At 35.1% G+C, this 25,302-nt stretch carries 22 protein-coding genes and 1 pseudogene; 10 read left to right on the forward strand and 13 right to left on the reverse strand.

Annotated features, from left to right (window positions below):
- Positions 1 to 86: 86 nt before the first annotated feature.
- Positions 87 to 1,361 carry a serine hydroxymethyltransferase gene (gene glyA / locus H033_RS0115460; protein ID WP_026839118.1) on the reverse strand — a complete coding sequence of 425 codons (1,275 nt, stop codon included), beginning with the start codon at positions 1,359 to 1,361 and terminating at the stop codon, positions 87 to 89.
- Positions 1,362 to 1,470: 109 nt separating this feature from the next.
- Here glyA and fahA point away from each other — a divergent pair, with 109 nt between their 5' ends.
- On the forward strand, positions 1,471 to 2,766 hold the full coding sequence (gene fahA / locus H033_RS0115465) for a fumarylacetoacetase (protein ID WP_026839119.1): 1,296 nt from the start codon (positions 1,471 to 1,473) through the stop codon (positions 2,764 to 2,766).
- Positions 2,767 to 3,093: 327 nt separating this feature from the next.
- On the opposite strand, the gene ytxJ is transcribed toward fahA, so the two are convergent.
- Positions 3,094 to 3,486, reverse strand: a complete 393-nt coding sequence (gene ytxJ, locus H033_RS0115475; protein ID WP_026839120.1) for a bacillithiol system redox-active protein YtxJ — start codon at positions 3,484 to 3,486, stop codon at positions 3,094 to 3,096.
- A gap of 212 nt (positions 3,487 to 3,698) precedes the next feature.
- Here ytxJ and clpB point away from each other — a divergent pair, with 212 nt between their 5' ends.
- Positions 3,699 to 6,305 (forward strand): ATP-dependent chaperone ClpB, encoded by a 2,607-nt coding sequence (gene clpB / locus H033_RS0115480; protein WP_026839121.1) that lies wholly within the window; start codon positions 3,699 to 3,701, stop codon positions 6,303 to 6,305.
- 133 nt (positions 6,306 to 6,438) lie between these two features.
- On the opposite strand, the gene H033_RS0115485 is transcribed toward clpB, so the two are convergent.
- The 3 genes from H033_RS0115485 to H033_RS0115495 all read right to left on the reverse strand — a co-directional run bounded on the left by H033_RS0115485 (position 6,439) and on the right by H033_RS0115495 (position 7,881).
- Positions 6,439 to 6,957, reverse strand: coding sequence for a photosystem reaction center subunit H (locus H033_RS0115485; RefSeq protein ID WP_026839122.1), 519 nt, complete (start codon positions 6,955 to 6,957; stop codon positions 6,439 to 6,441).
- Between the two features lie 8 nt (positions 6,958 to 6,965).
- Positions 6,966 to 7,583, reverse strand: a complete 618-nt coding sequence (locus H033_RS0115490) for a hypothetical protein (RefSeq protein ID WP_026839123.1) — start codon at positions 7,581 to 7,583, stop codon at positions 6,966 to 6,968.
- Positions 7,584 to 7,695: 112 nt separating this feature from the next.
- On the reverse strand, positions 7,696 to 7,881 hold the full coding sequence (locus H033_RS0115495; protein ID WP_026839124.1) for a CsbD family protein: 186 nt from the start codon (positions 7,879 to 7,881) through the stop codon (positions 7,696 to 7,698).
- Between the two features lie 115 nt (positions 7,882 to 7,996).
- On the opposite strand from H033_RS0115495, the gene H033_RS0115500 reads away from it, so the two are divergent.
- From H033_RS0115500 to H033_RS0115515, 4 genes are all read left to right on the forward strand, one after another.
- Positions 7,997 to 9,094, forward strand: coding sequence for an esterase-like activity of phytase family protein (locus H033_RS0115500; protein ID WP_034886424.1), 1,098 nt, complete (start codon positions 7,997 to 7,999; stop codon positions 9,092 to 9,094).
- A 6-nt stretch (positions 9,095 to 9,100) separates the two neighbouring features.
- Positions 9,101 to 9,652, forward strand: a complete 552-nt coding sequence (locus H033_RS0115505; protein ID WP_026839126.1) for a SixA phosphatase family protein — start codon at positions 9,101 to 9,103, stop codon at positions 9,650 to 9,652.
- A gap of 82 nt (positions 9,653 to 9,734) precedes the next feature.
- On the forward strand, positions 9,735 to 10,976 hold the full coding sequence (locus tag H033_RS0115510; RefSeq protein ID WP_026839127.1) for a DEAD/DEAH box helicase: 1,242 nt from the start codon (positions 9,735 to 9,737) through the stop codon (positions 10,974 to 10,976).
- A 401-nt stretch (positions 10,977 to 11,377) separates the two neighbouring features.
- The gene (locus tag H033_RS0115515; protein ID WP_026839128.1) at positions 11,378 to 11,773 is read left to right on the forward strand and encodes a hypothetical protein; all 396 of its coding nucleotides are present in this window, start codon (positions 11,378 to 11,380) and stop codon (positions 11,771 to 11,773) included.
- Between the two features lie 73 nt (positions 11,774 to 11,846).
- Here the strand turns inward: H033_RS0115515 and ettA are convergent, their stop codons facing one another.
- On the reverse strand, positions 11,847 to 13,538 hold the full coding sequence (ettA, locus tag H033_RS0115520; protein WP_026839129.1) for an energy-dependent translational throttle protein EttA: 1,692 nt from the start codon (positions 13,536 to 13,538) through the stop codon (positions 11,847 to 11,849).
- A gap of 177 nt (positions 13,539 to 13,715) precedes the next feature.
- Positions 13,716 to 14,186 (reverse strand): DinB family protein, encoded by a 471-nt coding sequence (locus H033_RS0115525; RefSeq protein WP_026839130.1) that lies wholly within the window; start codon positions 14,184 to 14,186, stop codon positions 13,716 to 13,718.
- Positions 14,187 to 14,401: 215 nt separating this feature from the next.
- On the opposite strand from H033_RS0115525, the gene H033_RS0115530 reads away from it, so the two are divergent.
- From H033_RS0115530 to H033_RS22540, 4 genes and pseudogenes are all read left to right on the forward strand, one after another.
- A complete protein-coding gene (locus H033_RS0115530; protein WP_026839131.1) occupies positions 14,402 to 16,030 on the forward strand; it encodes an acyl-CoA carboxylase subunit beta in 1,629 nt (542 codons plus the stop codon).
- Positions 16,031 to 16,033: 3 nt separating this feature from the next.
- Positions 16,034 to 16,921, forward strand: a complete 888-nt coding sequence (locus H033_RS0115535) for a hypothetical protein (RefSeq protein WP_026839132.1) — start codon at positions 16,034 to 16,036, stop codon at positions 16,919 to 16,921.
- Between the two features lie 8 nt (positions 16,922 to 16,929).
- On the forward strand, positions 16,930 to 18,570 hold the full coding sequence (locus H033_RS0115540; protein ID WP_026839133.1) for a M1 family metallopeptidase: 1,641 nt from the start codon (positions 16,930 to 16,932) through the stop codon (positions 18,568 to 18,570).
- 132 nt (positions 18,571 to 18,702) lie between these two features.
- Positions 18,703 to 19,116 (forward strand): annotated as a pseudogene (locus H033_RS22540) (DoxX family membrane protein).
- An 8-nt stretch (positions 19,117 to 19,124) separates the two neighbouring features.
- On the opposite strand, the gene H033_RS0115550 reads toward H033_RS22540, so the two are convergent.
- From H033_RS0115550 to menA, 6 genes are all read right to left on the reverse strand, one after another.
- Positions 19,125 to 20,435, reverse strand: coding sequence for a M24 family metallopeptidase (locus H033_RS0115550; protein ID WP_026839134.1), 1,311 nt, complete (start codon positions 20,433 to 20,435; stop codon positions 19,125 to 19,127).
- 30 nt (positions 20,436 to 20,465) lie between these two features.
- Entirely contained in the window at positions 20,466 to 21,563 is a 1,098-nt protein-coding gene (locus H033_RS0115555; protein WP_026839135.1) for an AMP-binding protein, read from the reverse strand.
- Between the two features lie 56 nt (positions 21,564 to 21,619).
- Positions 21,620 to 22,570 (reverse strand): CPBP family intramembrane glutamic endopeptidase, encoded by a 951-nt coding sequence (locus H033_RS0115560; protein ID WP_026839136.1) that lies wholly within the window; start codon positions 22,568 to 22,570, stop codon positions 21,620 to 21,622.
- Positions 22,571 to 22,577: 7 nt separating this feature from the next.
- Positions 22,578 to 23,612, reverse strand: a complete 1,035-nt coding sequence (locus H033_RS0115565) for an o-succinylbenzoate synthase (protein ID WP_026839137.1) — start codon at positions 23,610 to 23,612, stop codon at positions 22,578 to 22,580.
- 25 nt (positions 23,613 to 23,637) lie between these two features.
- On the reverse strand, positions 23,638 to 24,318 hold the full coding sequence (locus H033_RS0115570; protein ID WP_026839138.1) for a metal-dependent hydrolase: 681 nt from the start codon (positions 24,316 to 24,318) through the stop codon (positions 23,638 to 23,640).
- Positions 24,319 to 24,399: 81 nt separating this feature from the next.
- Positions 24,400 to 25,302 carry a 1,4-dihydroxy-2-naphthoate octaprenyltransferase gene (menA, locus tag H033_RS0115575; protein ID WP_026839139.1) on the reverse strand — a complete coding sequence of 301 codons (903 nt, stop codon included), beginning with the start codon at positions 25,300 to 25,302 and terminating at the stop codon, positions 24,400 to 24,402.

Consider the following 25,302-nt stretch of genomic DNA (forward strand, 5'->3'; position numbering starts at 1 on the left):
ATTACTGGCTCCTTCATGTTTCTGGAATATAAAAAGGGCAAATCTAAATGAATTGCCCTTTTTTGAATTATATATTAATTGAAAGATTATCCATTAAAAAGTGGAAGATCCTGCATCATGTCTAGCACTTCTGCTTCCACTTTTATCAATTCTGCATCATCTTCAAAATTTGTGATCACACGATCTATAAGATCTACGATCTTAGCCATATCATCTTCTTTTAAACTGCGGGTTGTAACTGCTGCTGTTCCAATACGGATACCAGAAGTAACAAAAGGAGATTTATCATCAAAAGGTACCATATTCTTATTCACAGTGATCTCTGCCATTCCCAATGCTTCTTCAGCTTGCTTCCCTGTGATATTTTTATTCCTAAGGTCTATTAACATCATGTGGTTATCTGTTCCCCCAGAGATCACATTATAATCTTTAGCTACAAATGCTGCCGCCAATGCTTTTGCATTTTTCTGAACCTGTACCATATAATGAAGAAAATCATCTGTAAGAGCCTCTCCAAAGGCTACTGCCTTGGCTGCGATAATATGCATTAAAGGCCCTCCTTGATTTCCTGGAAACACTCCACTATCCAATAAAGCTGACATTTTTTTAAGATTTCCATTCTTCAATTTCAAGCCAAAAGGATTATCGAAATCTTTACCCATCATGATAATTCCACCTCTAGGTCCCCGTAAGGTTTTATGAGTTGTAGAAGTTACCACATGACAGTGAGGTAAAGGATCTCCCAAAAGCCCTTTAGCTATAAGACCTGCAGGATGTGCGATATCTGCAAGTAAAATGGCACCAACACTATCTGCTATTTCTCTAAATCTTTTGTAATCTATTTCTCTTGAATATGCAGAAGCTCCTGCAATGATCATTTTAGGTTTTTCTCTTTCAGCGATTTCTGCAACCGCATCATAATCTATTAATCCAGTTTCCTTAACTACACCGTAAAATACAGGATTGTATAATCTTCCAGAAAAGTTCACAGGAGATCCATGTGTTAAATGACCTCCATGGGAAAGATCAAAACCAAGAAATTTATCTCCCGGTTGCATACAGGCATGAAAAACAGCAGTATTTGCTTGAGAGCCTGAATGTGGCTGCACATTGGCATACTCGGCATTAAAAAGCTCTTTTAAGCGTTCTATAGCTAGGATTTCTACCTCATCTACGATCTCACACCCACCATAATATCTTTTTCCAGGATATCCTTCAGCATATTTATTTGTTAGTACAGATCCTGCCGCTTGAAGCACCTGATCACTCACAAAATTCTCACTAGCAATTAGTTCTAAACCATTCAATTGACGGTTTCTTTCAGCTTCTATCAGATCAAAAATTTGTGTATCTTGTTGCATGGTAATTTTTTACGTTAAATATTCCTCAAAAGTAATAATTCCAATCGGTTAATTGCTGGAAAATAATAACTTTGAAATCAATACATTTAAGAATAAAACAAAATAACATATGCCTATTACAGCAAATGATCCTAAAAGAAAAACCTGGCTGGACATTCCAAGTAACACTGATTTTCCAATTCAAAATATCCCGTTCGGAGTATTTTTAACAAGGGATGACATAGTTACCATTGGAACCAGAATTGGTGATTACGCCATTGATCTAGGCGCCCTACATCAACTAGGATATTTTGACGAAATTCCACTTACAGACGATATTTTTCTTCAAGATACTTTAAATGATTTTATTGCGGATGGAAAAAAAACCTGGCGTTTGGTGAGAAACCGAATCGCTGATATTTTTGACGAGAAAAATTCACAATTAAAAGATAATCAAGATCACCGAAATACGGTACTTTTCACACTAGATGAAATCGAAATGCAACTGCCTGTACAGGTGGGAGATTACACCGATTTCTATTCAAGTAAAGAACATGCTACCAATGTTGGAACCATGTTCCGTGATCCAGACAATGCGCTTTTACCAAACTGGTTGCACATTCCTGTTGGATACCACGGAAGAAGTTCTTCTATAATTCCAAGCGGAATTCCTGTACACAGACCTCAAGGTCAAACTTTACCTGCAGGAGCTTCAGAACCTGTTTTTGGACCTTCCAAATTAGTAGATTTTGAATTGGAAATGGCTTTTATTACTACCGTTGGGAATCCTTTAGGGGAACCAATTCCTATAGACGAAGCTGAAGATTATATCTTTGGAATGGTGTTGTTTAATGACTGGAGTGCCAGAGACATTCAGAAATGGGAGTACGTACCACTAGGGCCATTCTTAGCTAAGAATTTTGCTTCATCTATTTCACCATGGATCGTAACATTAGATGCATTGGAACCTTTTAGAACTAAAAGCCCGGAACCGGAAAAAGAATTACTTCCTTATCTACAAACTAAAGGAAAGAAAAGTTTCAATATCAATTTAGAGGTTGCTATTCAGCCAGAAAACAAAGAGGAAACAACCATTTCCAAGTCCAATTTCAAATATATGTATTGGAATATGAGTCAGCAATTGGCTCATCACACCGTAAATGGTTGTCCTATTAATTCTGGGGATATGATGGGTTCTGGAACTATCTCTGGACCAACTCCAGATTCCTATGGATCTATGTTAGAACTCTCATGGAAAGGAGAAAAACCTGTGAAATTAAATGATGGTAGCGAACGTAAATTTATTCAAGATAACGATACAGTTATCATGCGAGGATATTGTGAAGGAAAAGATAGAAGAATAGGTTTTGGAGAAGTAAGCACTAAACTTTTACCAGTTTACGAACCTCAAACCAAGAAAAAATAATTTCTTACTTTATAAAAAAAATGGCTATCTAATTAGTATTAGATAGCCATTTTTCAATTCAAATAATTAACACTACCTCTTAGTGGAGTGATCTTTTTTATGATCATCTTGCTTTTTAGGCTGACTTTTGGCGCCAGATTCTTGACCTTCTTTGTGATCTTTCTTTTGAGGATCTTTTTGATTTTCCATGGTACTATATATTTAAATGGTTAATAAATAATAGTATGAATATACGTGTAAATTACTAGTTAATAGGCATTTAAAATAACTTTAACCTTTCTTATTAAAGGATTACAAAAGAAAATTTTAAGAAGTATACGTGTTAAATTATATAGTCTTCAATTTATTAACATCAATCTCACTATGTGAAGCATCATAAACAGCTTTTCCATCCTTGATCACTATCAATTGCGGACTTTCATGGGGAACATTAAATCTTGATGCGATCTTATTGGAAATATCTCTATAACTTAATAGATCTAAGAAATATAACTTAACTGAATCTGGATCTAGATTATAATTTTGCTCGAATTGTCTTAGTACCATTCTACTTATTCCACAAGATGTAGAATGCTTTAAAATTGCAATTGGTTGGTTAGATGAGTCTTCAGCTATTTCCTCTAGTGTTTCAACTTGAGTTAACTGGATCCAAGGAACAGAAACCTTTTCTGGCTTATTATCATCATTATCAGACTTAAACATTTTATCAAAAAATCCCATATATTATAATTTTAGTGTGCAAAAATAGGATTTCAAGTAATAAAATTCTCCATCCCGGTATTAAAGTTTACATAATGAAATCTAAATCGTAACTTAATGATAATTGAAGCGGACAAAATGTCTGCGCAAAACCAGTGTTATCAGCCATTTTGACAGTGTGATTTTACTGGTATATGCTTTGATATTCAGTTTTATGTTTAAAACTACAACTTATGAATTTAAATAACTTCACTATAAAATCGCAAGAGGCCATTCAGCAAGCGCAACAACTTGCACAGGAGTTAGGTCATCAACAAATAGAAAACGAACATATTTTTAAAGCCATTACCTTGGTCGATGAAAATGTAACTCCCTTTCTTCTCAAAAAATTAAACATCAATGTTGGGCTTTTCACTCAAATCTTGGATAAAACATTAGAGAATTTTCCAAAAGTTACCGGTGGAGAAATAATGCTCTCTAGAACTGCTTCCAGCACTTTAAATGATGCGAGTAGCATTGCCAACAAAATGAAAGATGAATATGTTTCCATAGAGCATCTCATTTTGGCTATCTATAAATCTTCAAGTAAAGTTGCACAAATCCTGAAAGATCAAGGCGCTTCAGAAAAAAATCTTAGAGCAGCTATAGAGGAATTGCGTAAAGGAGACAGAGTAACTTCACAAAGCGCAGAAGAAACCTATAATTCTCTAAATAAATATGCGAAAAATCTAAATAAGCTAGCTGAAGAAGGGAAGTTGGACCCTGTCATTGGTAGGGACGAGGAGATTAGAAGAGTGCTTCAAATTTTATCTAGACGAACCAAAAACAATCCGATGTTGGTTGGAGAACCGGGAGTTGGGAAAACTGCAATTGCTGAAGGATTAGCGCATAGAATTATAGACGGAGATATTCCGGAAAACTTAAAGAACAAGCAGATCTTCTCTTTAGATATGGGAGCTTTAATTGCAGGAGCCAAATATAAAGGGGAATTCGAAGAGCGTTTAAAAGCAGTGATCAAAGAAGTTACCGAAAGTGAAGGAGATATCGTGCTATTTATAGACGAAATCCATACGCTTGTTGGTGCTGGTGGCGGACAAGGCGCTATGGATGCAGCAAATATTTTAAAACCAGCTTTGGCGCGTGGGGAGTTAAGAGCAATTGGCGCTACAACCCTAGATGAATATCAAAAATATTTCGAAAAGGATAAAGCTTTGGAAAGACGTTTCCAGAAAGTGATCGTAGATGAACCAGATACAGAGAGTGCCATCTCTATTCTTCGTGGAATCAAAGAAAAATATGAAACTCACCATAAGGTGAGAATTAAGGATGAAGCCATCATCGCTGCGGTAGAACTATCTGAACGCTATATCACCAATAGATTTCTTCCCGATAAGGCGATAGATCTTATGGATGAAGCAGCTTCGAAGATTAGAATGGAAATCAATTCCAAACCTGAAGAATTGGATGTTCTAGATAGAAAAGTGACGCAATTGGAAATTGAAATTGAAGCTATAAAACGCGAAAATGATGAATCCAAATTAAAAATACTTACTGCAGATCTTGCTAACCTCAAGGAAGAACGTAACGAACTTAATGCCCGCTGGAAAAATGAAAAAGAGGTTGTAGATAATATTCAATCTGCTAAATCTGATATTGAGCAATTTAAGTTGGAAGCTGAAAGAGCCGAACGTGATGGAGATTATGGTAAGGTTGCGGAAATTAGGTATGGAAAAATAAAGGAAGCTCAGGAAAAACTCGAACAGCTTCAACAACAAGTTGAAGATAATCAGGACAGTAAAACTCTTATTAAAGAAGAAGTTACTTACGAGGATATTGCTGAAGTTGTAGCGAAATGGACTGGAGTGCCAGTTACCAAGATGCTGCAAAGTGATCGTGAAAAATTGCTAAAACTGGAAGACGAATTGCACAAACGTGTTGTGGGGCAGGAAGAGGCAATACAAGCCGTAAGTGATGCGGTAAGAAGAAGCAGAGCCGGATTACAGGATGAGAAAAAACCTATTGGAACTTTCTTATTCTTAGGAACGACAGGAGTTGGAAAAACAGAGTTAGCAAAAGCATTGGCCGAATATCTTTTTGACGATGAATCTGCGATGACCAGAATAGATATGAGTGAATATCAAGAGCGTCATGCTGTAAGCAGATTGGTAGGAGCGCCTCCGGGATATATTGGTTATGAAGAAGGTGGACAACTTACAGAAGCAGTTAGAAGAAAACCATATTCTGTAATTCTTTTAGATGAAATTGAAAAAGCGCATCCAGATACTTTTAATATTTTGCTTCAGGTACTAGATGAAGGTCGACTTACAGATAATAAAGGAAGGTTGGCCGATTTTAAAAATACGATCATCATAATGACCTCTAATATGGGTTCAAGTATTATTCAGGAGAAATTTGAAACTGTCAAGGATCTAGATACTGCTATGGAAAGTGCAAAAGTAGAAGTACTTGGATTATTAAAACAAACGGTAAGACCAGAATTTATTAATAGAATAGACGATATTATTCTATTCACACCACTTAACAAAAAAGATATTTTAAAAATTGTAGGACTGCAGTTAAATGCACTTAAAAAGATGCTTTTAAAACAAGGTATTGTGCTAGATGCCACAAAAGAAGCATTAGCATATCTTTCCAGAAAAGGTTATGATCCTCAATTTGGAGCTCGACCTGTAAAAAGAGTATTGCAAAGAGAAGTTTCAAATAAACTATCTAAAGAGATACTTTCCGGAAAAGTAAAAACAGATAGTATTATTCTTCTAGATGAATTTGATGATACACTCGTGTTCAGAAATCAGGAAGAACTTGCTGGGACTAAATAAGATTATTTTTTGGGATTTCATTCTAAGATCTACAGCACTGAAATCGGAGTTCGAATAGAAATAAATATGAAATTAAAAAAGCTGCACTTAAGCAGCTTTTTTAATCATAAGTATCATACTTAAATGATCTAAATCACTTTTCTTTTCTGTAATTTTTAGTATCATATTCATCACGCTCATATAAGGAATCATCCTCAGGATATTTGGTTTCGTTGCGATTATAAGAATCAAGCACTACAATCTCATATTCTCGATCTATGGTACTGCCTTTTCTTTTACGTCTAGTTTCAGCAAAAGTTTGATGGGTGATTTCATTAGTATTAACCACTTCATCATTGTGGTTTAAGTTCACAAGACCAATTGGAATTATAAGATGATTCTCACCATCCTTATTCATCACTTCGTGAACCCCACCTTGCGCTGTTCCGGAATAAGGTTTATGATTTGCTTCAATAATAGAAGGATCAACTTCTACATCCAGATATACTACTTTTTCGGTATTCTTATTTACAAGCAAATTTTCAACTTTTCCAATAACTCGTTGGTCTTTATCTTTAACGTGCCAACCTCTAACATCCGGATCGCCACTTTTTACTTTATAGTCTGATAATTCGTCTAAATAGAATAAACTTCTGTTTTTTTCGTCTTTCATGGTTTCTTTTATTTCATTGAATTTAATAAAGATGAAATCTTATTGAAAAAAGATTTTACTTCATTCTTTTGATTTAAGGTTTCCTTACCTGCCTCGATTTTAGAAAATGCGGAATCAATTTCTGCATAAGCATTGCTCATATCCGGAAATTTTTCCGTTTGAATAGTTTTTAAAGCTTTAAGAATATGCTTTCCAGAATCTTTAATGCTATTAGCATGAGTTACTTTCATTGGATCTTCAGTAATCTCCTGCGCTTCATTTCTCGCATTTTCAAGATCTGCATCTATATCAACATCTAAATTATTCGCTGTTGCATCAACGGCGGAGATAAGTTTCATTAATGCTCCATTGGTATATTCATGGTCCACGCCCATTTCAGGATTATTTATATAAGTGTCATATTCATTAATTGCTGTGACATATTGCATATTTTCAGCATCCTCGTATTCCATGGTTTCATTATCCATCTCGTCATCATCCATGACCTGTTCTGTATTCATATCGTCCCCATCATCCACATCGTCGTCTGCCAATACAAAAAAGTATAATAAAGCGGCGATGATTAGAATAGCTAATAGAATCCATGGCCATATTGGACTTTTCTTTTCAATTTCAATTTCTGCCATAATGATTAGTTTAAATTTTTAAATGATTGATTTTTGAAAATTTCGTTTCATTCATAAATAAGTAAAATAAAAAAAAGACGATGATTAACTATCGTCTTTTTTCAATTCTCTTTTACCACTTATCTATTTCGTCACGTAATTCCTCTTTGGTTTTACCGGTCTTTTCTTGTAAACGTCCCATCATTTCATCAAACTTACCTTCACTGTAAGTTACATCATCATCTGTAAGTTTACCGTATTTTTGCTTGAATTCACCCTTAACTTGTTTCCATTTTCCTTCAATTTGGTCATTATTCATAATTTTGGTTTTTAGTTAATAATAATTAAACTTAAGACTTACATTCTACGAAATGTCTCAACAAACTCTTATAATAATCTTAAGGATTTGTTATTTTTACTTTTTAGCCAAATAAATGAGAAAACTATTACTTCTTTGCCTTATAATCTTTACCCTTACGGCCTGTGGAACTTCAAAAAAGATTTTTAAAGAAAATATTGAGCTTCGTTTTTTAGACGATTATGTTTTACCAAGCAATCTGGAAATTGACGGAACTACTGTTGGTGGGTTGTCTGGCATAGATTATAATGATGGTACTTATTATTTAGTTTGTGACCATCCAGGTAATCCAAGATTTTATAAATCTAAAATTGAATTCTCCCGTAATAAAATTGATACTATTATAATTTCTGAAGTTGTTAAACTAGATAGAAACTCAGGCTTTTTAAAAGAAAACACTTTAGATCTGGAAGGCATTAGAATAGACGATAGTTCTGAAAATATTGTTCTTAGCAGCGAAGGTGCTATTTCTAAAAATCAGAAGCCATCGATTTTCTATGTGAATTCAGATGGAGAATTTATAAAAAACTTTGAGCTCCCAGATTATTTCACTTCAACAGGAATTCAGCAACCAAGAAATAATGGTGTTTTTGAAGGTTTAACTAAAGACTATAAAAATGAAGGTATTTGGGTAGGCATGGAGCTTCCACTTACCAAAGATGGCTCAAAACCAAAGCTATTCCCCACTAGATCTCCAATAAGAATCACACATTTTAATAAGAAATCTGGAAAAGCCGATGATCAATTTGTAATTTCTTTAGAGAATATTTCTAAGATCCCATGGCTGTACTTTGCCGTTAATGGGCTTACCGAATTAATCCAATATGCACCACATCAATTTTTAGTATTGGAAAGAGCATTTTCTGCCGGGCACGGTAGCTACGGAAATACAGTTCGAATTTTCAATATAAATACTAAAAATGCCACTAACACCTTAGAGTTCCAAAATCTAAGAAAACAAAAGTTCACAAAAGCCACTAAGGAACTGGTGTTCGATTTCAAATCTGTAAAAAAGAGATTAACTGAAGGAATCATAGATAATATCGAAGGAATGACTTTTGGACCAGACCTTCCAAATGGGAACAAAAGCTTAATTCTAATTTCAGATAATAATTTTAATTCATTGGGAAAACAACTAAATCAAGTAATTTTAATGGAAGTCATATTTAAATAATATCTCATGAAAAATCTTTTTCTTATTCTGTTTACACTTTTAACCAGTTGCAATTTTCAGAAGTCAGAATCCTCAGACAAACACCTCTTAAAACAAGTAGAAGAATCTAAAGTACATTTGAATAATACCACTTATTATCTTATAAGACATGCAGAGAAAGATCGAAATGATCCTTCAGAAAAGGATCCAAAGCTTGAAGAGACAGGTCTTAAAAGAGCTGAAAAATGGGCAGAGGTATTAAAAGATGTATCTTTTGATATGGTTTATAGCACTAATTATAATAGAACCAAGGAAACTGCACAGCCTATTGCAAAGGCAAATTCATTGGAAATAGAAATTTATGAGACTAACGATCCATTTAATCAAGAGTTTCAGAAAAAGACTAAAGGAAAAACAGTGCTAATTGTTGGACATAGCAATACTACCCCGGCTTTTGTAAATGCAATAATGAAGAATAAAAAATATGAAGATCTTCCCGATGATGAAAATGCTGCGCTGTTCATAGTGACTGTTTCTCCAAACAAAACAATTTCCACACAATTACTTTATATTAATTAATATCACTTTAACTCAACAGGATCTTTAAGTAGCTGAGTACTCATAATACAATTATAGTATCTTTGTAGCCTAAATTGAATTTATGCTTTTTGAAGACCTACCCTTATCCCAAACCATTCAGCAGGGAATATCTGAAATTGGACACATTACTCCTACTCCAATCCAGGAAAAAGTTATTCCGGAAATCTTAAGAAGGAATGATGTAATTGCTTGTGCCCAAACAGGAACAGGAAAGACAGGTGCGTTTGCAATTCCATTATTACAACTCTTAAACAAGCGTGTAGAAGATGATAAAACAAAAGGCACACTCTCTGTATTAATTGTTAGTCCTACCCGGGAATTAGCGGTTCAAATTGCAGAGAATATTAAAGATTATTCAAAATTCACGAATATAAAATCTGGAGTTGTGTTTGGTGGTGCTTCCATGCAGCCACAGATCAACTTACTAAAGGATGGATTGCATATTTTAGTTGCAACACCTGGAAGACTTTTAGATCTTAGAAAACAAGGCTATATCAATCTTGAAGAAGTGGAGGTTTTGGTTTTAGATGAAGCCGACCTTATGTTAGATATGGGCTTTATAGATGAAGTTCAGAAAATAATTAGACTTGCTCCCAATTTGGTGCAAAGGCTAATGTTTTCGGCTACTATTCCACCAAAAGTTCAGGATTTAGCGAAATCTTTGCTACAGAACCCCGAAAAAATTGAATTGACCACCAATTCTTCCGCAGCGCCTTCTATTGAACAAAAATTGTATATGGTGCCTAAGCAAGATAAAGTAGAATTATTGCTTTATGTAATGCGAAATGTGGTTAAAAATAAATCTGTTCTCATCTTCAGAAGAACCAAGTTTGGGGTAGAAAAAGCCTTACAATCCTTGGTGAAAAACGGATTCAAGGCCGATGAACTCCATGGAGATAAAAGTCAGACAGACCGTACTTCTGCCTTGGAGAGATTTAAAAGTAAAGAAGTAAATATTTTAGTTGCGACAGATCTTGCTGCTCGCGGATTGGATATCGATTCTTTAGATTTTGTGCTGAATTTTGATATCCCATGTATGCCGGAAACTTATGTACATAGAATTGGGCGTACAGGTAGAGCAGGCAGTGTGGGAGCTTCTATTTCCTTCTGTAGCGCAGATGAAAAGAAATATATCCAATTTATTGAAACCTTGATAGGAAATAAAATCCCTATTGAAACAGAACATCCTTATCCATTAGAAAAAAATGCAGAACCTGTGGTTCATAAAAAGAAAGGCAGCAAGCATAAAAAAGGACGCAAAGGAAGTGGTTCTAAAGCCAATAAGAAAAGGTGGTATAAATAGAGGGGAATCTATTGTCATTTCGACCGCAGGGAGAAATCTCAGTATGTCATTATGCTGTTGTTTGAGTTATTGTGTTATTGTGTTATTAGGATTCAAAAACATATTATTGTATATCCGTTTAGAGTCCAGTGACCAAATTATCCTATCTGAAGTGGTCGCGTCACCCTGAACTTGTTTCAGGGTCTTATACCACATATTTGAGATGCTGAAACAAGTTCAGCATGACGGTAACAACCTGTAATTAATTAATAAAAAACTATTTACTGGAGCAAAAGCGGACATACAGACATATTATAAAGAGATTTCTCAGTCGTTAAAAAACTCCTTCGAAATGACAACAAAAAAATAGGTTTGACCATTTTCTAATTAAGTCGTATTTTAAATCTCCTAAAGCTTTAGCTATGAAAAGAATTTTAATCCTTGTATTGAGTTCTGTTTTTCTATCTGCATGTTCAAATAGCGATGATAATCCAAAAATTGACAGCGAGTTAAGCGGAACCTGGATGCTTACCAATATCAGTTGCTTTTGCGGATTTGATCCTGAAACCAACTTCAATGATTTCAGCCTCAATTTTAAAAACTCAGAAAACAGTGTTCTAGTACAGAATCCAAGAGAAGATTATTTTTATATAGCCAACTCGGGAAATTACAATTATACTGTCACGGATGGTACACTAAAAATAAATGGTTCAGATGATTTTAAATATACTGTAGACGGAGATATTCTTACTCTAACAAGAATAGACGACCCGCAAATTGCAGATGACGAATTGGATCTTACTTATAAGAAGATATAGTGAGATTAGATTAAAAAACAAAAAACTCCGAAGAGCTTTCTTCGGAGTTTTTTATAAATTAAATATCGAATATCTAACGAGTCAACTTTTTGTATTTAATACGCTTCGGCATTAGATCTCCACCTAATCGCTTCTTCTTATTCTCCTCATAATCTGAGAATCCACCTTCAAAGAAATAAACTTGTGAATCTCCTTCAAAAGCAAGGATATGAGTACAAATTCTATCCAGGAACCATCTGTCGTGAGAGATCACTACCGCACAGCCTGCAAAGTTATCTAAACCTTCTTCCAGCGCACGCAGGGTATTCACATCCAGATCATTCGTTGGCTCATCCAATAACAAGACGTTACCTTCTTCCTTAAGCGTCATTGCAAGGTGCAAACGGTTGCGCTCTCCACCAGAAAGCATGCTTACCTTTTTATTCTGTTCTCCTCCCCCAAAATTGAATCGGCTTAAATAGGCTCTGGAATTCACTTGTTTTCCTCCCATATTAATAAGCTCTTGTCCATCACTGAAATTTTGCCAGATAGTTTTCTCCGGATCCATATTAGAATGGCTCTGATCTACATACGCGATCTTTGCCGTATCTCCAACTTCAAAACTTCCTTGATCTGGAGTTATCTCCCCCATGATCATTTTAAAAATAGTGGTTTTACCAGCCCCGTTAGGCCCAATAACTCCAACAATTCCTGCCTGAGGTAAGGTGAAATTGAGATCTTCATAAAGCAACTTATCACCAAAGGCTTTACTTACTCCTTTTGCATCAATAACATTGGTTCCCAAACGAGGACCATTAGGAATATAGATCTCCAATTGCTCGTCCATTTTCTTCTGATCCTGACTCAGCAATTTATCGTAATTATTCAATCTCGCCTTTTGCTTGGACTGTCTTCCTTTCGGAGACATACGAGACCATTCTAATTCTCGCTCTAGTGTTTTTTGACGCTTGCTTGCTGTTTTTTGCTCTTGTGCTAAACGTTTAGATTTTTGGTCTAACCAAGAAGAGTAGTTCCCTTTCCAAGGAATTCCTTCCCCACGGTCTAGTTCTAATATCCATCCTGCAACATTGTCAAGGAAATATCTATCGTGAGTTACAGCGATCACCGTTCCTTTATATTGCCCTAAATGATGTTCTAACCAATGTACAGATTCGGCATCCAAGTGGTTAGTTGGCTCATCCAGTAACAAGACATCCGGTTCTTGTAATAATAATCTACATAAAGCAACTCTTCTTCGTTCTCCACCAGATAATACTCCAATTTTCTTATCTGAGTCTGGAGTACGCAAAGCATCCATTGCGATTTCCAATTTGGTATCTAATTCCCAAGCATTTGACGCATCTATCTGATCTTGTAATAAGGCTTGCTTATCCATGAGTTTTTGCATCTTATCTGCATCCTCATAAACCTCAGGAAGGCCAAACATATCGTTGATCTTGTTATACTCATCTAAAATTGCAACAGTTTCAGCAACCCCTTCTTTTACAACTTCCAATACAGTTTTTTCATCATCCAATTGCGGTTCCTGTTCAAGCATTCCCACAGTATACCCCGGGGAGAAAACCACATCTCCCTGATAATTCTTCTCCACTCCTGCAATGATCTTCAGTAATGTAGATTTCCCGGAACCATTCAGTCCTAAGATCCCAATCTTTGCTCCGTAAAAAAAACTTAAATAAATATTTTTAAGTACTGGTGTATTCGCTCCCGGAAAGGTTTTTGTTAACCCAGACATGGAAAAAATCACCTTATTATCATCTGCCATTTTATATGTTTTTATAGTTACAATCGAAAAAATTTAGTTTTAAAAAACTGTCTCAATCTCATAAGGATTACTTTCATATCCAAAATAAATTCAGAATAATATCTTTTGAAAACCTCTAAATTTTTGAAAGTACAAATATCCTAAATTTAAATCTCTTCCCCGCATAGCAAACCTAAATTATGCGGGATACAAACCTAAACTTCTTAAAACGATCAATAATTGCCCTGAGTGATACGCATTGTGTTCTATTACCAACAAAACCTCTCGTAGTAAAGTATGCTCAGTTCCCTTACTAACAGGCTTCAAAAGATCGCTCTCTGTATCTTGTAAAAAACCTATTAGCTCCTGCTGTTCTTCAAAAAAGTGTGACTTCAATAATTCCCATTCTTCCAAAGAATCAATCATGTTTTTCTTTGGCCAATAATCCTGTGGCCACTCATGAGTTGTATAATCTTCATCTTTAATAAACTCTAAGATGTCCTTTTGTGCAAAACGCATATGATAGAAGATCTCATAGAAAGAATACGGCAAAGCCTTAGGTCTCCTGCAAAGTTCTTCAGAAGAAATAAATTTTAACAATTCTTCCACTGGCATAAAAGCTGAACCTCCTTTTAAATGTGTAATTAATTGATTTTTATAATCTTGCATTTGCTAATTTTTGAAATTAAACCTTTTAAATTATCGATATCATTGAAGATATAGCTTTTCATCAGGATATTTTAAAAACTTTTCAGCCTTAAAAATTATCTCGATTTTGTATTTTAGCCAAGATACTGAGGCAGGAATGAAAACCAGAATTTACTCTTGTTCTATCAGTACCTATTTAAGCACTAATATTCGGACAATATAATACTACAATTACTATGGATCTTAACTTCAATAAAAATGAAGATCATAATAAACTATTACTTTCTACATTAAGACAGAAGCTCGCCACAGTTAAACTTGGAGGTGGAGAAAAACGTATTGAAAAACACCATGCGAAAGGTAAAATGACTGCCAGAGAGCGGATCAATTATCTTTTAGATGATTCTGATGCAGCAATTGAACTTGGGGCTTTTGTAGGAGAAGAAATGTATGAAGAACATGGCGGCTGTCCTAGTGGTGGTGTTGTGATCAAAATAGGACATGTTGCAGGAAAGCAATGTATAGTAGTTGCAAATGATGCGACAGTAAAGGCTGGAGCCTGGTTTCCTATTACTGCCAAAAAGAACTTGAGAGCTCAGGAAATAGCTATAGAAAACAGACTACCTATTATTTATTTGGTAGACAGCGCAGGGGTATATCTACCAATGCAAGATGAAATTTTTCCTGATAAAGAACACTTCGGAAGGATCTTCAGAAATAATGCAGTAATGAGCAGCATGGGAATTACTCAGATCTCGGCTGTGATGGGAAGTTGTGTTGCGGGTGGAGCTTATTTACCAATTATGAGTGATGAGGCTATTATTGTAGAGAAAACTGGAAGTATTTTCTTGGCCGGAAGCTATTTGGTAAAAGCTGCTATTGGAGAATCTATAGATAATGAGACCTTAGGTGGTGCTACTACGCATTCTGAAATTAGTGGTGTTACAGATTATAAAGCAAAAGACGACAAAGATGCCCTAAATAAGATCAAGTCTATAATGGATAAGATCGGGGATTATGACAAAGCTGGATTTAGTAGAAAAGATCCTATTAAACCTAAATTAGATCCTAATGAAATTTTTGGGATTTTACCAAGAAAACGTAACGATCAGTATGACATGCGGGAGATCATCTCTAGATTAATAGATGATTCTGATTTTGAAGAATATAAGAAAGAATATGGGCAAACAATTATCACTGGATATGCGAGAATTGATGGTTGGGCAGTTGGTATAGTTGCCAATCAGCGTAAAATTGTAAAGACCAAAACCGGGGAAATGCAATTTGGCGGGGTGATCTATTCCGATTCTGCCGATAAAGCAACTCGTTTTATCGCAAACTGTAATCAGAAAAAAATTCCTTTGGTATTTCTTCAGGATGTTACCGGATTTATGGTAGGTAGTAAAAGTGAACACGGCGGTATTATTAAAGACGGTGCAAAAATGGTTAGCGCCGTGAGTAACTCTGTAGTTCCAAAATTCACTATTATTATAGGTAACTCTTATGGTGCAGGAAATTATGCGATGTGTGGGAAAGCTTATGACCCAAGATTAATTGTAGCCTGGCCAAGTGCCGAACTTGCTGTGATGGGTGGAACTCAAGCTGCTAAAGTATTGGCTCAAATAGAAACTGCATCTATGGCTAAAAAGGGTGAAAAAGTAGACGAGAATAAAGAAAAAGAAGTATTCGATAAAATAAAAGCCCGATACGATAAACAAACTTCGCCATATTATGCAGCTGCCAGATTATGGACAGATGCAATTATAAATCCTTTAGACACTAGGAAGTGGATCTCTACAGGTATTGAGGCAGCGAACCACTCGCCTATCACTAAAGATTTTAACTTAGGAGTAATCCAAACATAATCTATGCGATACCTTTTATATATTTTTTTTACGCTTTTCTGTTCTGAAGGATTTTCTCAAGACTCCTCTGCTGTGAGGAAAGTTGTTAGATCATATATTGATCTCAAAACTTATAAGGAAAAAGGGGATCCTTTAACTAAACAGGACACCATAGATTTTATGATTAGAGGAGAGGACACTTTGGTGCTTGTCCCAAATGAGTTTATAAATGACCTTCGCCATCGAAATGGAGTTCGTGTTAGATATGAACCAAAAGACTCTCTCTTTCTTGAAACCTATAAAAAAATTGTTTTTGGTAACAAAGAAAATTCGAAAGCGACTTTAAAAATATGGAAAGAAGACATAAAGATCTATTTTGATACTTCTGTACCAAAATTACATCGCACGGCTCTAATGGATTTTGCTGAAGGTCTTTCTGCGGATATAGATTCTCTAAATATTGAGAAGGTTAATGTTAAAGCAGAATCCAATTATTTGGTTTATTATATAAACGATGAAAATGATCAGGATTTTGAACCTAGAATCACTCAAAAAACCTCTGGCTATTATGTTACTTGGAATGGCAGACAGCAATTAATCCAAGCATCTCTAAAGGTAAATACTACAAATATAAAAGCCCAAAATTATCAAATTGCAAATTTGAAATCTAACTTCATAAAAACCTTGGGCTATTTTGGAGTTGACCCCTCTATAAATTGTAACAGTTATTTTTCAAATTGTCCCATGATCAGAAACTTCACCAGTAGCGACATGGAAATCTTAAAATATCATTATTCGTACGGTATTTGCAAAGGTACAACTAGAGAAGATTTTGAAGATCTTCATAGTAAAATGAAAAAGACTTTAAAAAATCGGCCCGACGCAGAATTATTTATAATGCATACTCCATAAAATTATATATGAAAAATATATCGCTCCTAATAATAATTATATTTCTTGGTGTAAATTCAAGCTTCTCCCAAGTATTAAGTAATAAAAACAAGCAATACACCGAAGCAGATTCCTTAAGAGGCTCCTTAAGACCGGAACGCTCATACGATGTTTTAAAATACCATCTGCAAGTACAAATTGATCCAGAAGAACGATTTATCTCTGGCTTTAATACCATCACTTTTAAAGCTGAAGAAGATTTGCCTGTTATGCAGATCGATCTTTTTGAAAACATGAGGATAGATTCTATTTTACATGGAGCCGAAAAATTGGGATATAAGAGGAAATTCAATGCTGTTTTTGTGGAATTTGAAGAAGCCTTAAGTGCTGAAACAACAGACTCTATTCAAGTATTTTATTCTGGAAATCCTATAGTAGCGAAGAATGCTCCTTGGGATGGTGGCTTCGTATTTAAGAAAGATGAAGAAGGAAATCCGTGGATCGCAGTTGCGGTTCAAGGAACCGGTGCTAGTCTTTGGTATCCCAATAAAGATCATCAAAGTGATGAGCCGGAAGAGGCACTGATAGAAATTGCGGTCCCAAATGGGCTTACCAATGTTTCTAATGGGAGATTGCTAGGAACAACAGATTTGGAAAATGGCTACACTCGATGGAGTTACAAAGTGAGTAATCCAATAAACAATTATGACATCGTTTTTAATATCGCAAATTATGTTCATTTCCAGGATAAGTATGAGGATTTAGATCTAGATTATTATGTCTTGCCTTACAATCTTGAAAAAGCTAAAAAACAATTCTCAGAGGTAAAACCGATGATGGAATGCTTCTATGAAAAATTTGGGGAATATCCTTTCAAGGAAGATGGTTATAAATTAGTAGAGACTCCATATTTGGGAATGGAGCACCAAAGTGCTGTAGCTTATGGAAACTATTATAAAATGGGCTATTTAGGCCGCGATCTTTCTGGAACTGGGATCGGATTAAAATGGGATTTTATAATTATCCACGAATCTGGACACGAGTGGTTTGGAAATAGCATTACTGCCAATGATATTGCAGATATGTGGATACATGAGGGTTTCACCACCTACTCTGAGGCTGTTTATGTAGAATGTAGATGGGGAAAAGAAGACGCTTTAAAATATTTGGAAGGACTTAGAAAAAACATCGGTAATAAATCTCCAATAATTGGGGATTACGGGGTAAATAGTGAAGGCTCTGGTGACATGTATCCCAAAGGCGCTAATTTATTAAACACCTTAAGAAGCATCTATAATAACGATGAGCTTTGGTGGAAAACTTTGAAAGATTACACACTTACTTTTAAGCATAAAACAATAGACACAAGAACAGTTGAGAATTTCTTTAATACTCCGGTAAAAATAGATCTTCAGCCTATTTTCGATCAATATCTTAGATATTCTGCAATTCCAGTATTAGAATTTAAGGAGACAGGAAAAAGAATCAGTTATCGCTGGAAAACAGACGTAGCAGATTTCAATATGCCAGTAGATGTTTTTATAGATAAAAAAGAAATTCGACTTACTCCTTCAAATACTTGGAAAGAACTTTCAAAAAAAGTCAAAGATCGGGATGACATTAAAGTCAATGAAAAAGAGTTTTACATAGAAACTAAATTTATAAAATAAATTGAATCAATATTTATTGAAAGCTTCCAAGGTAAAATATAAACTTGGAAGCTTTTTTTATGCAACATTCTGATTCCTAATATTTCATAAAGTAGCTAGTTATCAGTAATTTAATTATTATTTTTTTGAGTTATGATAACTATAAAATCTCTTAATAAGTGGGCTAATGCACATACTTATTATTCACTGGACATTCTAAGGATTGCATTGGGAGTTCTTTTTACAAAAGGACTTCAATTTATTTCTCAAAGCCAGATCTTTATGGAGCTTTTTAAGCCACTTCGCGATTTTGGATGTATAATGATAGTAATTCATTAGGTAGCGCCAGCACATTTGGCTGGAGGCCTAATGATAGCCTTTGGCTTGCTTACACGTTAGGCATTAATCGCAAAACTTCCTATACTTCTTGGCGTGATCTTAATCAACTTTATTGGAGTAATGAATCCCGGTAACTTAATAATCGCCATTACTATTTTACTGCTTACGTGTTTCTTTATAATCTATGGCTCCGGAAAGCATTCTGCAGACTATTATTTAAAAATGTGATATTAATTTTAAGGAATAAGCAGTAATTCAGTTTGCCTTTCATTTACATATTTAAAAGAGTTTTCTCCCCAAGACCCTGCTTCTTCAAGCATGATTCGTATATCTTTATCCCACTCCGGGATTGCAACCGTGGTGTTTAATTCTATAGCATAGGTAGTGTTTGGAAACAACTTGTAATCTCCAGTTCCGGGAACTCCATCCTGAGAATCCCACATTCCAATAGTTGGACCGGCAGAATGGCCATAAAGTCCTAAAGGATGTGTATATATTGAAGGTTGCAAACCCACAGCCTTAGCTTCCGAAAGAGATTTTTTAAGAATTTCGTTACCAGATCTCCCAGATTCGAAATTAGAAGTTAGTATATCCTGAAGCTGATTTCCCTTGTTAAGTGCATCTCTTAGAAATTCAGGAGCCTCAGTTTCTCCATCCTTTAACACATAAGCATGCTGTTGGCAATCTGTATTCAGTCTTAAATAACTTATCCCAAAATCACAATGTAAAAGATCTCCCGGTAAGATTGTTGTTTCTCCATATCCATTTGAAAAAGCATCTATATGGTCTTTTAATTTTTCTTCTTTTCTCTGGATGTCAACCGTTGGATGAAACCATGTTTCCAATCCAAGAGCTGTTACTTTTTGTCTCAACCACCAAACAACTTCTTCAGAAGTTGTTTGCCCCGGAACAATCACTTTCTCGCTAAAAGCTTCAGCAATAATATCATGAGTCATTTTAACCAAGATCTTATAAAATTCCATTTCTTTCGCTGTCCTAGTCTCTATCCAACCAACAGCAAGATCTTCCGCAGAAACAAGCTTATTTCTATATTCCTCTGGTAAATGAGTAATAAATTCTTCGTGATCGGTTTTAACCAGTCCATCTGCAATTCCGAAATTTTTAGAATAATTCAAACCTATTTTATCTGGATTTCTTTCAGTAATAATATCAATCAAGGCTTTCCACTGGTTAGGCTGCTTTTCCTTGTCCCAGGCAGAGTTAATACTTTCTCCAATATTATATCTCGCAACAGCAAGTCGTTCTACCTTTTTAGAATTTTTCGGTTTGTAAAACACAAGAATTGTTCTTCTCCTTGCGTTTAGCCAGGTAGCGGGAAGCATAGTTTTTAAAACGGGATCTTCATTATATTCTCTGGAGATGATTACCCACATATCAATCCCTGCACGTTCCATTAGTTGGGGCAAGGTATTTTCAAACTTATCCTCTAACAATTCGTCAATTACTTTGGCTCTATTTTTTTCTGAAAGGACTTGCGCATTCAATGAAAAACTGAAGCACAGAAATAGGAATAAAATTTTATACATGAAAAAGCATTTTTAAATCAATATAGGAAGTTACTTAATTTTGCTTCGAAGAGTATTTTTTCTATGGATCTTTCCGTTAGGAGTTTCCTCGAATTTGTCAATTAGATAGATTTTCTTCGGAATCTCATACTTATCCAACTTTTTTACTGTCTGAATTTTCACTTGAAGCTCCGATAATAATTCTTCAGAGAAATGCGCTTCAATAAATAAGACTAATTTTTCTCCAAGTGCATTATCTGGCATTCCAATAAGAAAAAAGCGGCCATCTATTACTCCGCATAGCTTTCTTTCAATATCTTCAGGATACAATTTGATCCCTCCAGAATTTACCACATTATCATATCTACCTTTCCAGAGAAACTTCTTATAAGTAAGAATCTCCACGACATCATTGGTCACTAGGACCTCATCTGCGATATTAGGCGCATTAATAATTAAGCAATCCCTTTTATCTTTAGAAATATGTATGTTAGGCATAAGTTTAAAAGGAGCTGGCTTTTTCTTATTCTTTTTAGTGTTCAATTTTTTAGCAGCCATGTGAGAAACTGTCTCTGTCATTCCAAAAGTTTCATAAACTTTAGTATTTAAACCCTGAACCATTTGTTGCAAATTGGGGGAAACCGCCCCACCACCAACTATTAATTTCTTGATTAGATGTAGCCTACTAATAGAATTATCTAACTGAAATGGGGTCATTGCACAAAAATCGTATGTTTTATACAAATTATCCAAGGGATTAGAAGAAGGTGGCACAAGATCTAATTCCCAACCTAAAACCATTGCGCGCACTAACATCATTTTACCTGCGATATATTTTGCGGGTAAACACATTAAGGCAGTACAGCCTGAGGGTAATTCAAAAAATTTACCTGTCGCTAATGCAGAATTTATCATATGCTCTTTCCTGACCTTAATCTTTTTTGGTTTTCCAGTAGATCCAGAGGTGTTTACCTCAATAAACTCTGATGGTTTTAACCAATCTAAAATAAAATCACCAACCTCTCCTTCATGCGGTTCTCCTTCCTTAATGAAGTTATAAGCCACTTTAGCCAAATCTTCATTAGAAAAATGCAACTTATTAATTTTAAAACCTTTATGAGTATCTGGAAGACAAAATTTATCAATCATTACAGTTGGTTTTTAACGAAAATATTGTTACTTAAACCTAAATTTAACAAAAATATTTATGAATTTCCTATGTTCTGAATATTCTTATCAACAATCGGAGCCTCTACTTTTCCGAATAGTTTTTCTTTCCAATCACTCCATCCATATTTCTTAGCCATTATGAACAAAAATAACGGATATACTACGAATATTGGAATAAGCACATCTACACCCGCTGTTGGGTTTGATATATCTATTAATAAAGAATTTGTTTGAAACGCGGTCCAATCTGCCGTAACCAATACAGCTGTTAGTAAATTATTCCCGGCATGAAAACCTAAAGCCAATTCCAAACCTTCGTCCATAAGCGTCATAATACCTAATAGAAAACCTGTTCCTATATAATAGATCATTATAATATTTCCCATTTTTGTCACTTCCGGATTAAAGAAATGTAACCCACCAAATACAACCGAAGTCAATATTAATGGGACCCATTTATTCTTAACCAACACTCCTATTCCCTGCATCAAATAGCCTCGGAAAAGATATTCTTCAAAACTGGTTTGCAATGGGATCATAATCAAAGCGATGATCAGCATTATAAAAAATGGCTCAGGTTGGAAATTAACTAAGTAATCCTGGGGGTTTGAATAATAATCGAAAGCTGTAACTGAAATAGAAAAAATTGCTACCAATCCAAATCCGAAGAAAAATCTACCCCAATCTACTTTTTTACGAGAAGTAGTAACTGTTCTAATAGGCTGATAATGGATAAATTTCACCACAAAGAATAACGCAAAAAGTCCCACAGCAAAGGTGAGTAACAGTAAAAACAAATTTAAATTAGAATCTAGGATTTTCAGCATCTCTGCTTCTTCCATTCCAACCATATCCATACCTCCTTCCATAAACATGGCTACCGCCAATGGAATTTGCCCGAGTATTACTGCGAAAATTATTATGGAGACCCCTAGTAAATATCTCCAAAAACTATGCTGATAATTAAATGCTTGCTTAATGAACATGTATAAATTATAGATTAAAGCCCCAAGACGTTTCAGGGTTGTACGTGATAGTTCCTCTTTTCACCTCCAACGGAGACTCAAAATTGTTTGTATAAAGGCCACCGGTACCAAGACCTTGAGGTAACTGGGACTTTTTAGTGTAAGTCCATTGACTTATGGCATTTAAACCTACATTGCTTTCCAAAGCACTCGTTACCCACCAGCCAATCTCCATTTCATGTGCCAACTGCAGCCACTCTTCTGTCCCTTTGTATCCTCCAATTAGACTTGGCTTAAAAATGACATACTGAGGCTTGATTGTTTGTAGTAATTTCTTCTTGTTTGTTACACCGGTAACTCCAATTAGCTCTTCATCTAATGCAATAGGAATGGGTGTGATCTCGCATAGTTTCGCCATATCACTAAATTGTCCTTGTTTAATAGGCTGTTCTATACTATGAATATTAAACTGGTAAAGTCGCTGCAGTTTTGCTAAAGCATCCTCTGGGGAAAAAGCTCCATTGGCATCTACTCTTATTTCTATTTCTTCGGAAGAAAATTCAGATCTTATAAATTTTAGAAGATCTAATTCAGCACCAAAATCAATTGCACCAATTTTCAGCTTAATGCATTCGAAACCATTTTTTATCTTTTCGAGAATTTGCTCCTTCATAAAGGATTTTTCACCCATCCATACCAATCCATTTATTGGGATTGAAGAATTTCCATTGGTGAATTCTGAAGGATGTAATAAAAAAGGAGTTGAGGCTTCCAAAGATCTAAAGGCCATCTCTACACCAAATTGTAGTGAGGGAAAATCTAAAAGTTGTTCCCAAAGTGCATCAACACCAAGAGAGATATTTTCACAAACCCAAGATAGTTTATTTTCGTAATCTGGTCTATCATCTATACTCAGAGATCTTAAGAGTCCACATTCTCCTACTCCAACTTTTTCTTCAGAAGTTATAATTATAAACCAAGTTTCTTTAGTGGTAAGAACACCCCGCGAGGTCCCGCTTGGGCGTTCAAATTCTAAAAGATGTCTGCGGTAAGTTGCCTGCATTAAGAATTAGTTATTTTTTCTGAAATTATAATTCAATGCTTTCACCAATTTCAAGTAACATAAGGTCTTTGCCTTTTTCATAAAACTTACGTTTAGCATCTTCGTGGTCTATTTCTATGTACCCAAAAGTATCGTAGTGGCAACCTATTATTTTGTCACATTCTATAAAATCGCTCGCAATTATGGCATCCTCCACACCCATTGTAAAGTTATCTCCAATTGGTAAAATTGCCAGATCCAATTTAGTGCTTAGTGGAATGAGCTTCATATCCATGGTAAGCGCCGTATCTCCTGCGATATAAATATTTTTATGTTCGCCTTCTATAACAAATCCTCCAGGCTGACCGCCATACGATCCGTCTGGGAAAGAACTGGTATGTATTGCATTTACATACTTGACTTTTCCAAACTCAAAATCCCAGGAACCACCATGGTTCATAGGATGCACTTCAAAACCCTTATTTTCATAATGTGTTGCGATCTCAAAGTTGCTCACAATGACAGCTCCTGTATTATTTGCAATAGCTTCAGCATCTAAAATATGATCCTGATGCGCGTGAGTAAGCAAAATATAATCGGCGTTTAACTTATTGATATCCACTTTGTCTTTAGAAAGTTTATTTCCTGTTATAAATGGATCTATAATAATATTGATATCTCCTATTTTAATACTGAAGGAATTTTGTCCGTAGAAAGTTATAATCATTGCAAAAAGATTGGAATTTCAATAAAAATAAACAATGAAAGAAGATTACACCCTAAGCAAATGTTAAATTTATTAGTGGGATTAAATCAGCAAACCAATTCCAAATAAGGCTGCGACTGCAAAAGTGGATAATGCTAATATTTTAAGTTCCGGATCCAATTTGCGAGGATCTTTATTTTGGACCACTCTTTTCAAGTGAAGCACCAAAGGAATAAAAGCCAATATATAGATAAAATTATTTAACTCTTTAGAAGTTAAAACACTAAATATGAGAAATAAAAATATAGCTCCAAGAATTAAAGTATAATGATAATTCTTAGCCCTTCTCTCTCCCATCTTAACTACAAGTGTAACTTTTCCCGAAATTTCATCGGAAATCCTATCTCTCATATTATTAAGGTTTAATACTCCTACGCTCAGCATTCCTATGGCCGATGCAGGTAGTAAGGCTATCCAATATATTTCTCTTGCATAAAGAAAATAGGTTCCTAAAACTGCTACCAGCCCAAAGAATATAAATACAAAAACATCTCCCAAACCTCTGTAGCCATAAGCATTTGTACCAACCGTATATTTTATTGCCGCCGTAATAGCACTTACTCCCAAGAGAAAAAAGATGGTGGCATACCAAAAATGATCCTTTCCAAATGCTGAATAAATTAAAAGTACCGCCATCAACAAAGTTAAAATTGCCGTAAGCACCATCCCTTGTTTCATTTCTTTTTCTGAGATCAATCCGCTTTGCAAAGCTCTTGGTGGGCCAACTCTATCCTCATTATCAATTCCTTTTATTCCATCTCCATAATCATTTGCAAAATTAGATAATATCTGCAGTCCTAATGTGGTGCCTAAAGCAAGGCTAAAAATCACAATGCTAAAATATCCTTCATGAACCGCGATAGTAGTTCCTACAATAATTCCGCTAATGGATAATGGTAAGGTTCTCAACCTTGCTGCACTTACCCATGTTTTAAATCCTGTCAT

The organism is Gillisia sp. JM1, assembly GCF_000424645.1.
Taxonomy (GTDB): domain Bacteria; phylum Bacteroidota; class Bacteroidia; order Flavobacteriales; family Flavobacteriaceae; genus Gillisia.

Excerpts from the sequence above, each read along its gene's own strand:
- H033_RS0115505 (WP_026839126.1), top strand. The coding sequence starts at position 9,101 with ATGAAAAATCTTTTTCTTATTCTGTTTACACTTTTAACCAGTTGCAAT.
- H033_RS0115540 (WP_026839133.1), top strand. The coding sequence starts at position 16,930 with ATGAAAAATATATCGCTCCTAATAATAATTATATTTCTTGGTGTAAAT.
- H033_RS0115560 (WP_026839136.1), bottom strand. The coding sequence starts at position 22,570 with ATGTTCATTAAGCAAGCATTTAATTATCAGCATAGTTTTTGGAGATAT.
- H033_RS0115535 (WP_026839132.1), top strand. The coding sequence starts at position 16,034 with ATGCGATACCTTTTATATATTTTTTTTACGCTTTTCTGTTCTGAAGGA.
- H033_RS0115485 (WP_026839122.1), bottom strand. The coding sequence starts at position 6,957 with ATGAAAGACGAAAAAAACAGAAGTTTATTCTATTTAGACGAATTATCA.
- H033_RS0115495 (WP_026839124.1), bottom strand. The coding sequence starts at position 7,881 with ATGAATAATGACCAAATTGAAGGAAAATGGAAACAAGTTAAGGGTGAA.
- H033_RS0115525 (WP_026839130.1), bottom strand. The coding sequence starts at position 14,186 with ATGCAAGATTATAAAAATCAATTAATTACACATTTAAAAGGAGGTTCA.
- fahA (WP_026839119.1), top strand. The coding sequence starts at position 1,471 with ATGCCTATTACAGCAAATGATCCTAAAAGAAAAACCTGGCTGGACATT.
- H033_RS0115555 (WP_026839135.1), bottom strand. The coding sequence starts at position 21,563 with ATGATTGATAAATTTTGTCTTCCAGATACTCATAAAGGTTTTAAAATT.
- H033_RS0115500 (WP_034886424.1), top strand. The coding sequence starts at position 7,997 with ATGAGAAAACTATTACTTCTTTGCCTTATAATCTTTACCCTTACGGCC.
- H033_RS0115570 (WP_026839138.1), bottom strand. The coding sequence starts at position 24,318 with ATGATTATAACTTTCTACGGACAAAATTCCTTCAGTATTAAAATAGGA.
- menA (WP_026839139.1), bottom strand. The coding sequence starts at position 25,302 with ATGACAGGATTTAAAACATGGGTAAGTGCAGCAAGGTTGAGAACCTTA.
- ettA (WP_026839129.1), bottom strand. The coding sequence starts at position 13,538 with ATGGCAGATGATAATAAGGTGATTTTTTCCATGTCTGGGTTAACAAAA.
- ytxJ (WP_026839120.1), bottom strand. The coding sequence starts at position 3,486 with ATGGGATTTTTTGATAAAATGTTTAAGTCTGATAATGATGATAATAAG.
- H033_RS0115490 (WP_026839123.1), bottom strand. The coding sequence starts at position 7,583 with ATGGCAGAAATTGAAATTGAAAAGAAAAGTCCAATATGGCCATGGATT.
- H033_RS0115510 (WP_026839127.1), top strand. The coding sequence starts at position 9,735 with ATGCTTTTTGAAGACCTACCCTTATCCCAAACCATTCAGCAGGGAATA.
- H033_RS0115530 (WP_026839131.1), top strand. The coding sequence starts at position 14,402 with ATGGATCTTAACTTCAATAAAAATGAAGATCATAATAAACTATTACTT.
- H033_RS0115550 (WP_026839134.1), bottom strand. The coding sequence starts at position 20,435 with ATGTATAAAATTTTATTCCTATTTCTGTGCTTCAGTTTTTCATTGAAT.
- H033_RS0115565 (WP_026839137.1), bottom strand. The coding sequence starts at position 23,612 with ATGCAGGCAACTTACCGCAGACATCTTTTAGAATTTGAACGCCCAAGC.
- H033_RS0115515 (WP_026839128.1), top strand. The coding sequence starts at position 11,378 with ATGAAAAGAATTTTAATCCTTGTATTGAGTTCTGTTTTTCTATCTGCA.
- clpB (WP_026839121.1), top strand. The coding sequence starts at position 3,699 with ATGAATTTAAATAACTTCACTATAAAATCGCAAGAGGCCATTCAGCAA.
- glyA (WP_026839118.1), bottom strand. The coding sequence starts at position 1,361 with ATGCAACAAGATACACAAATTTTTGATCTGATAGAAGCTGAAAGAAAC.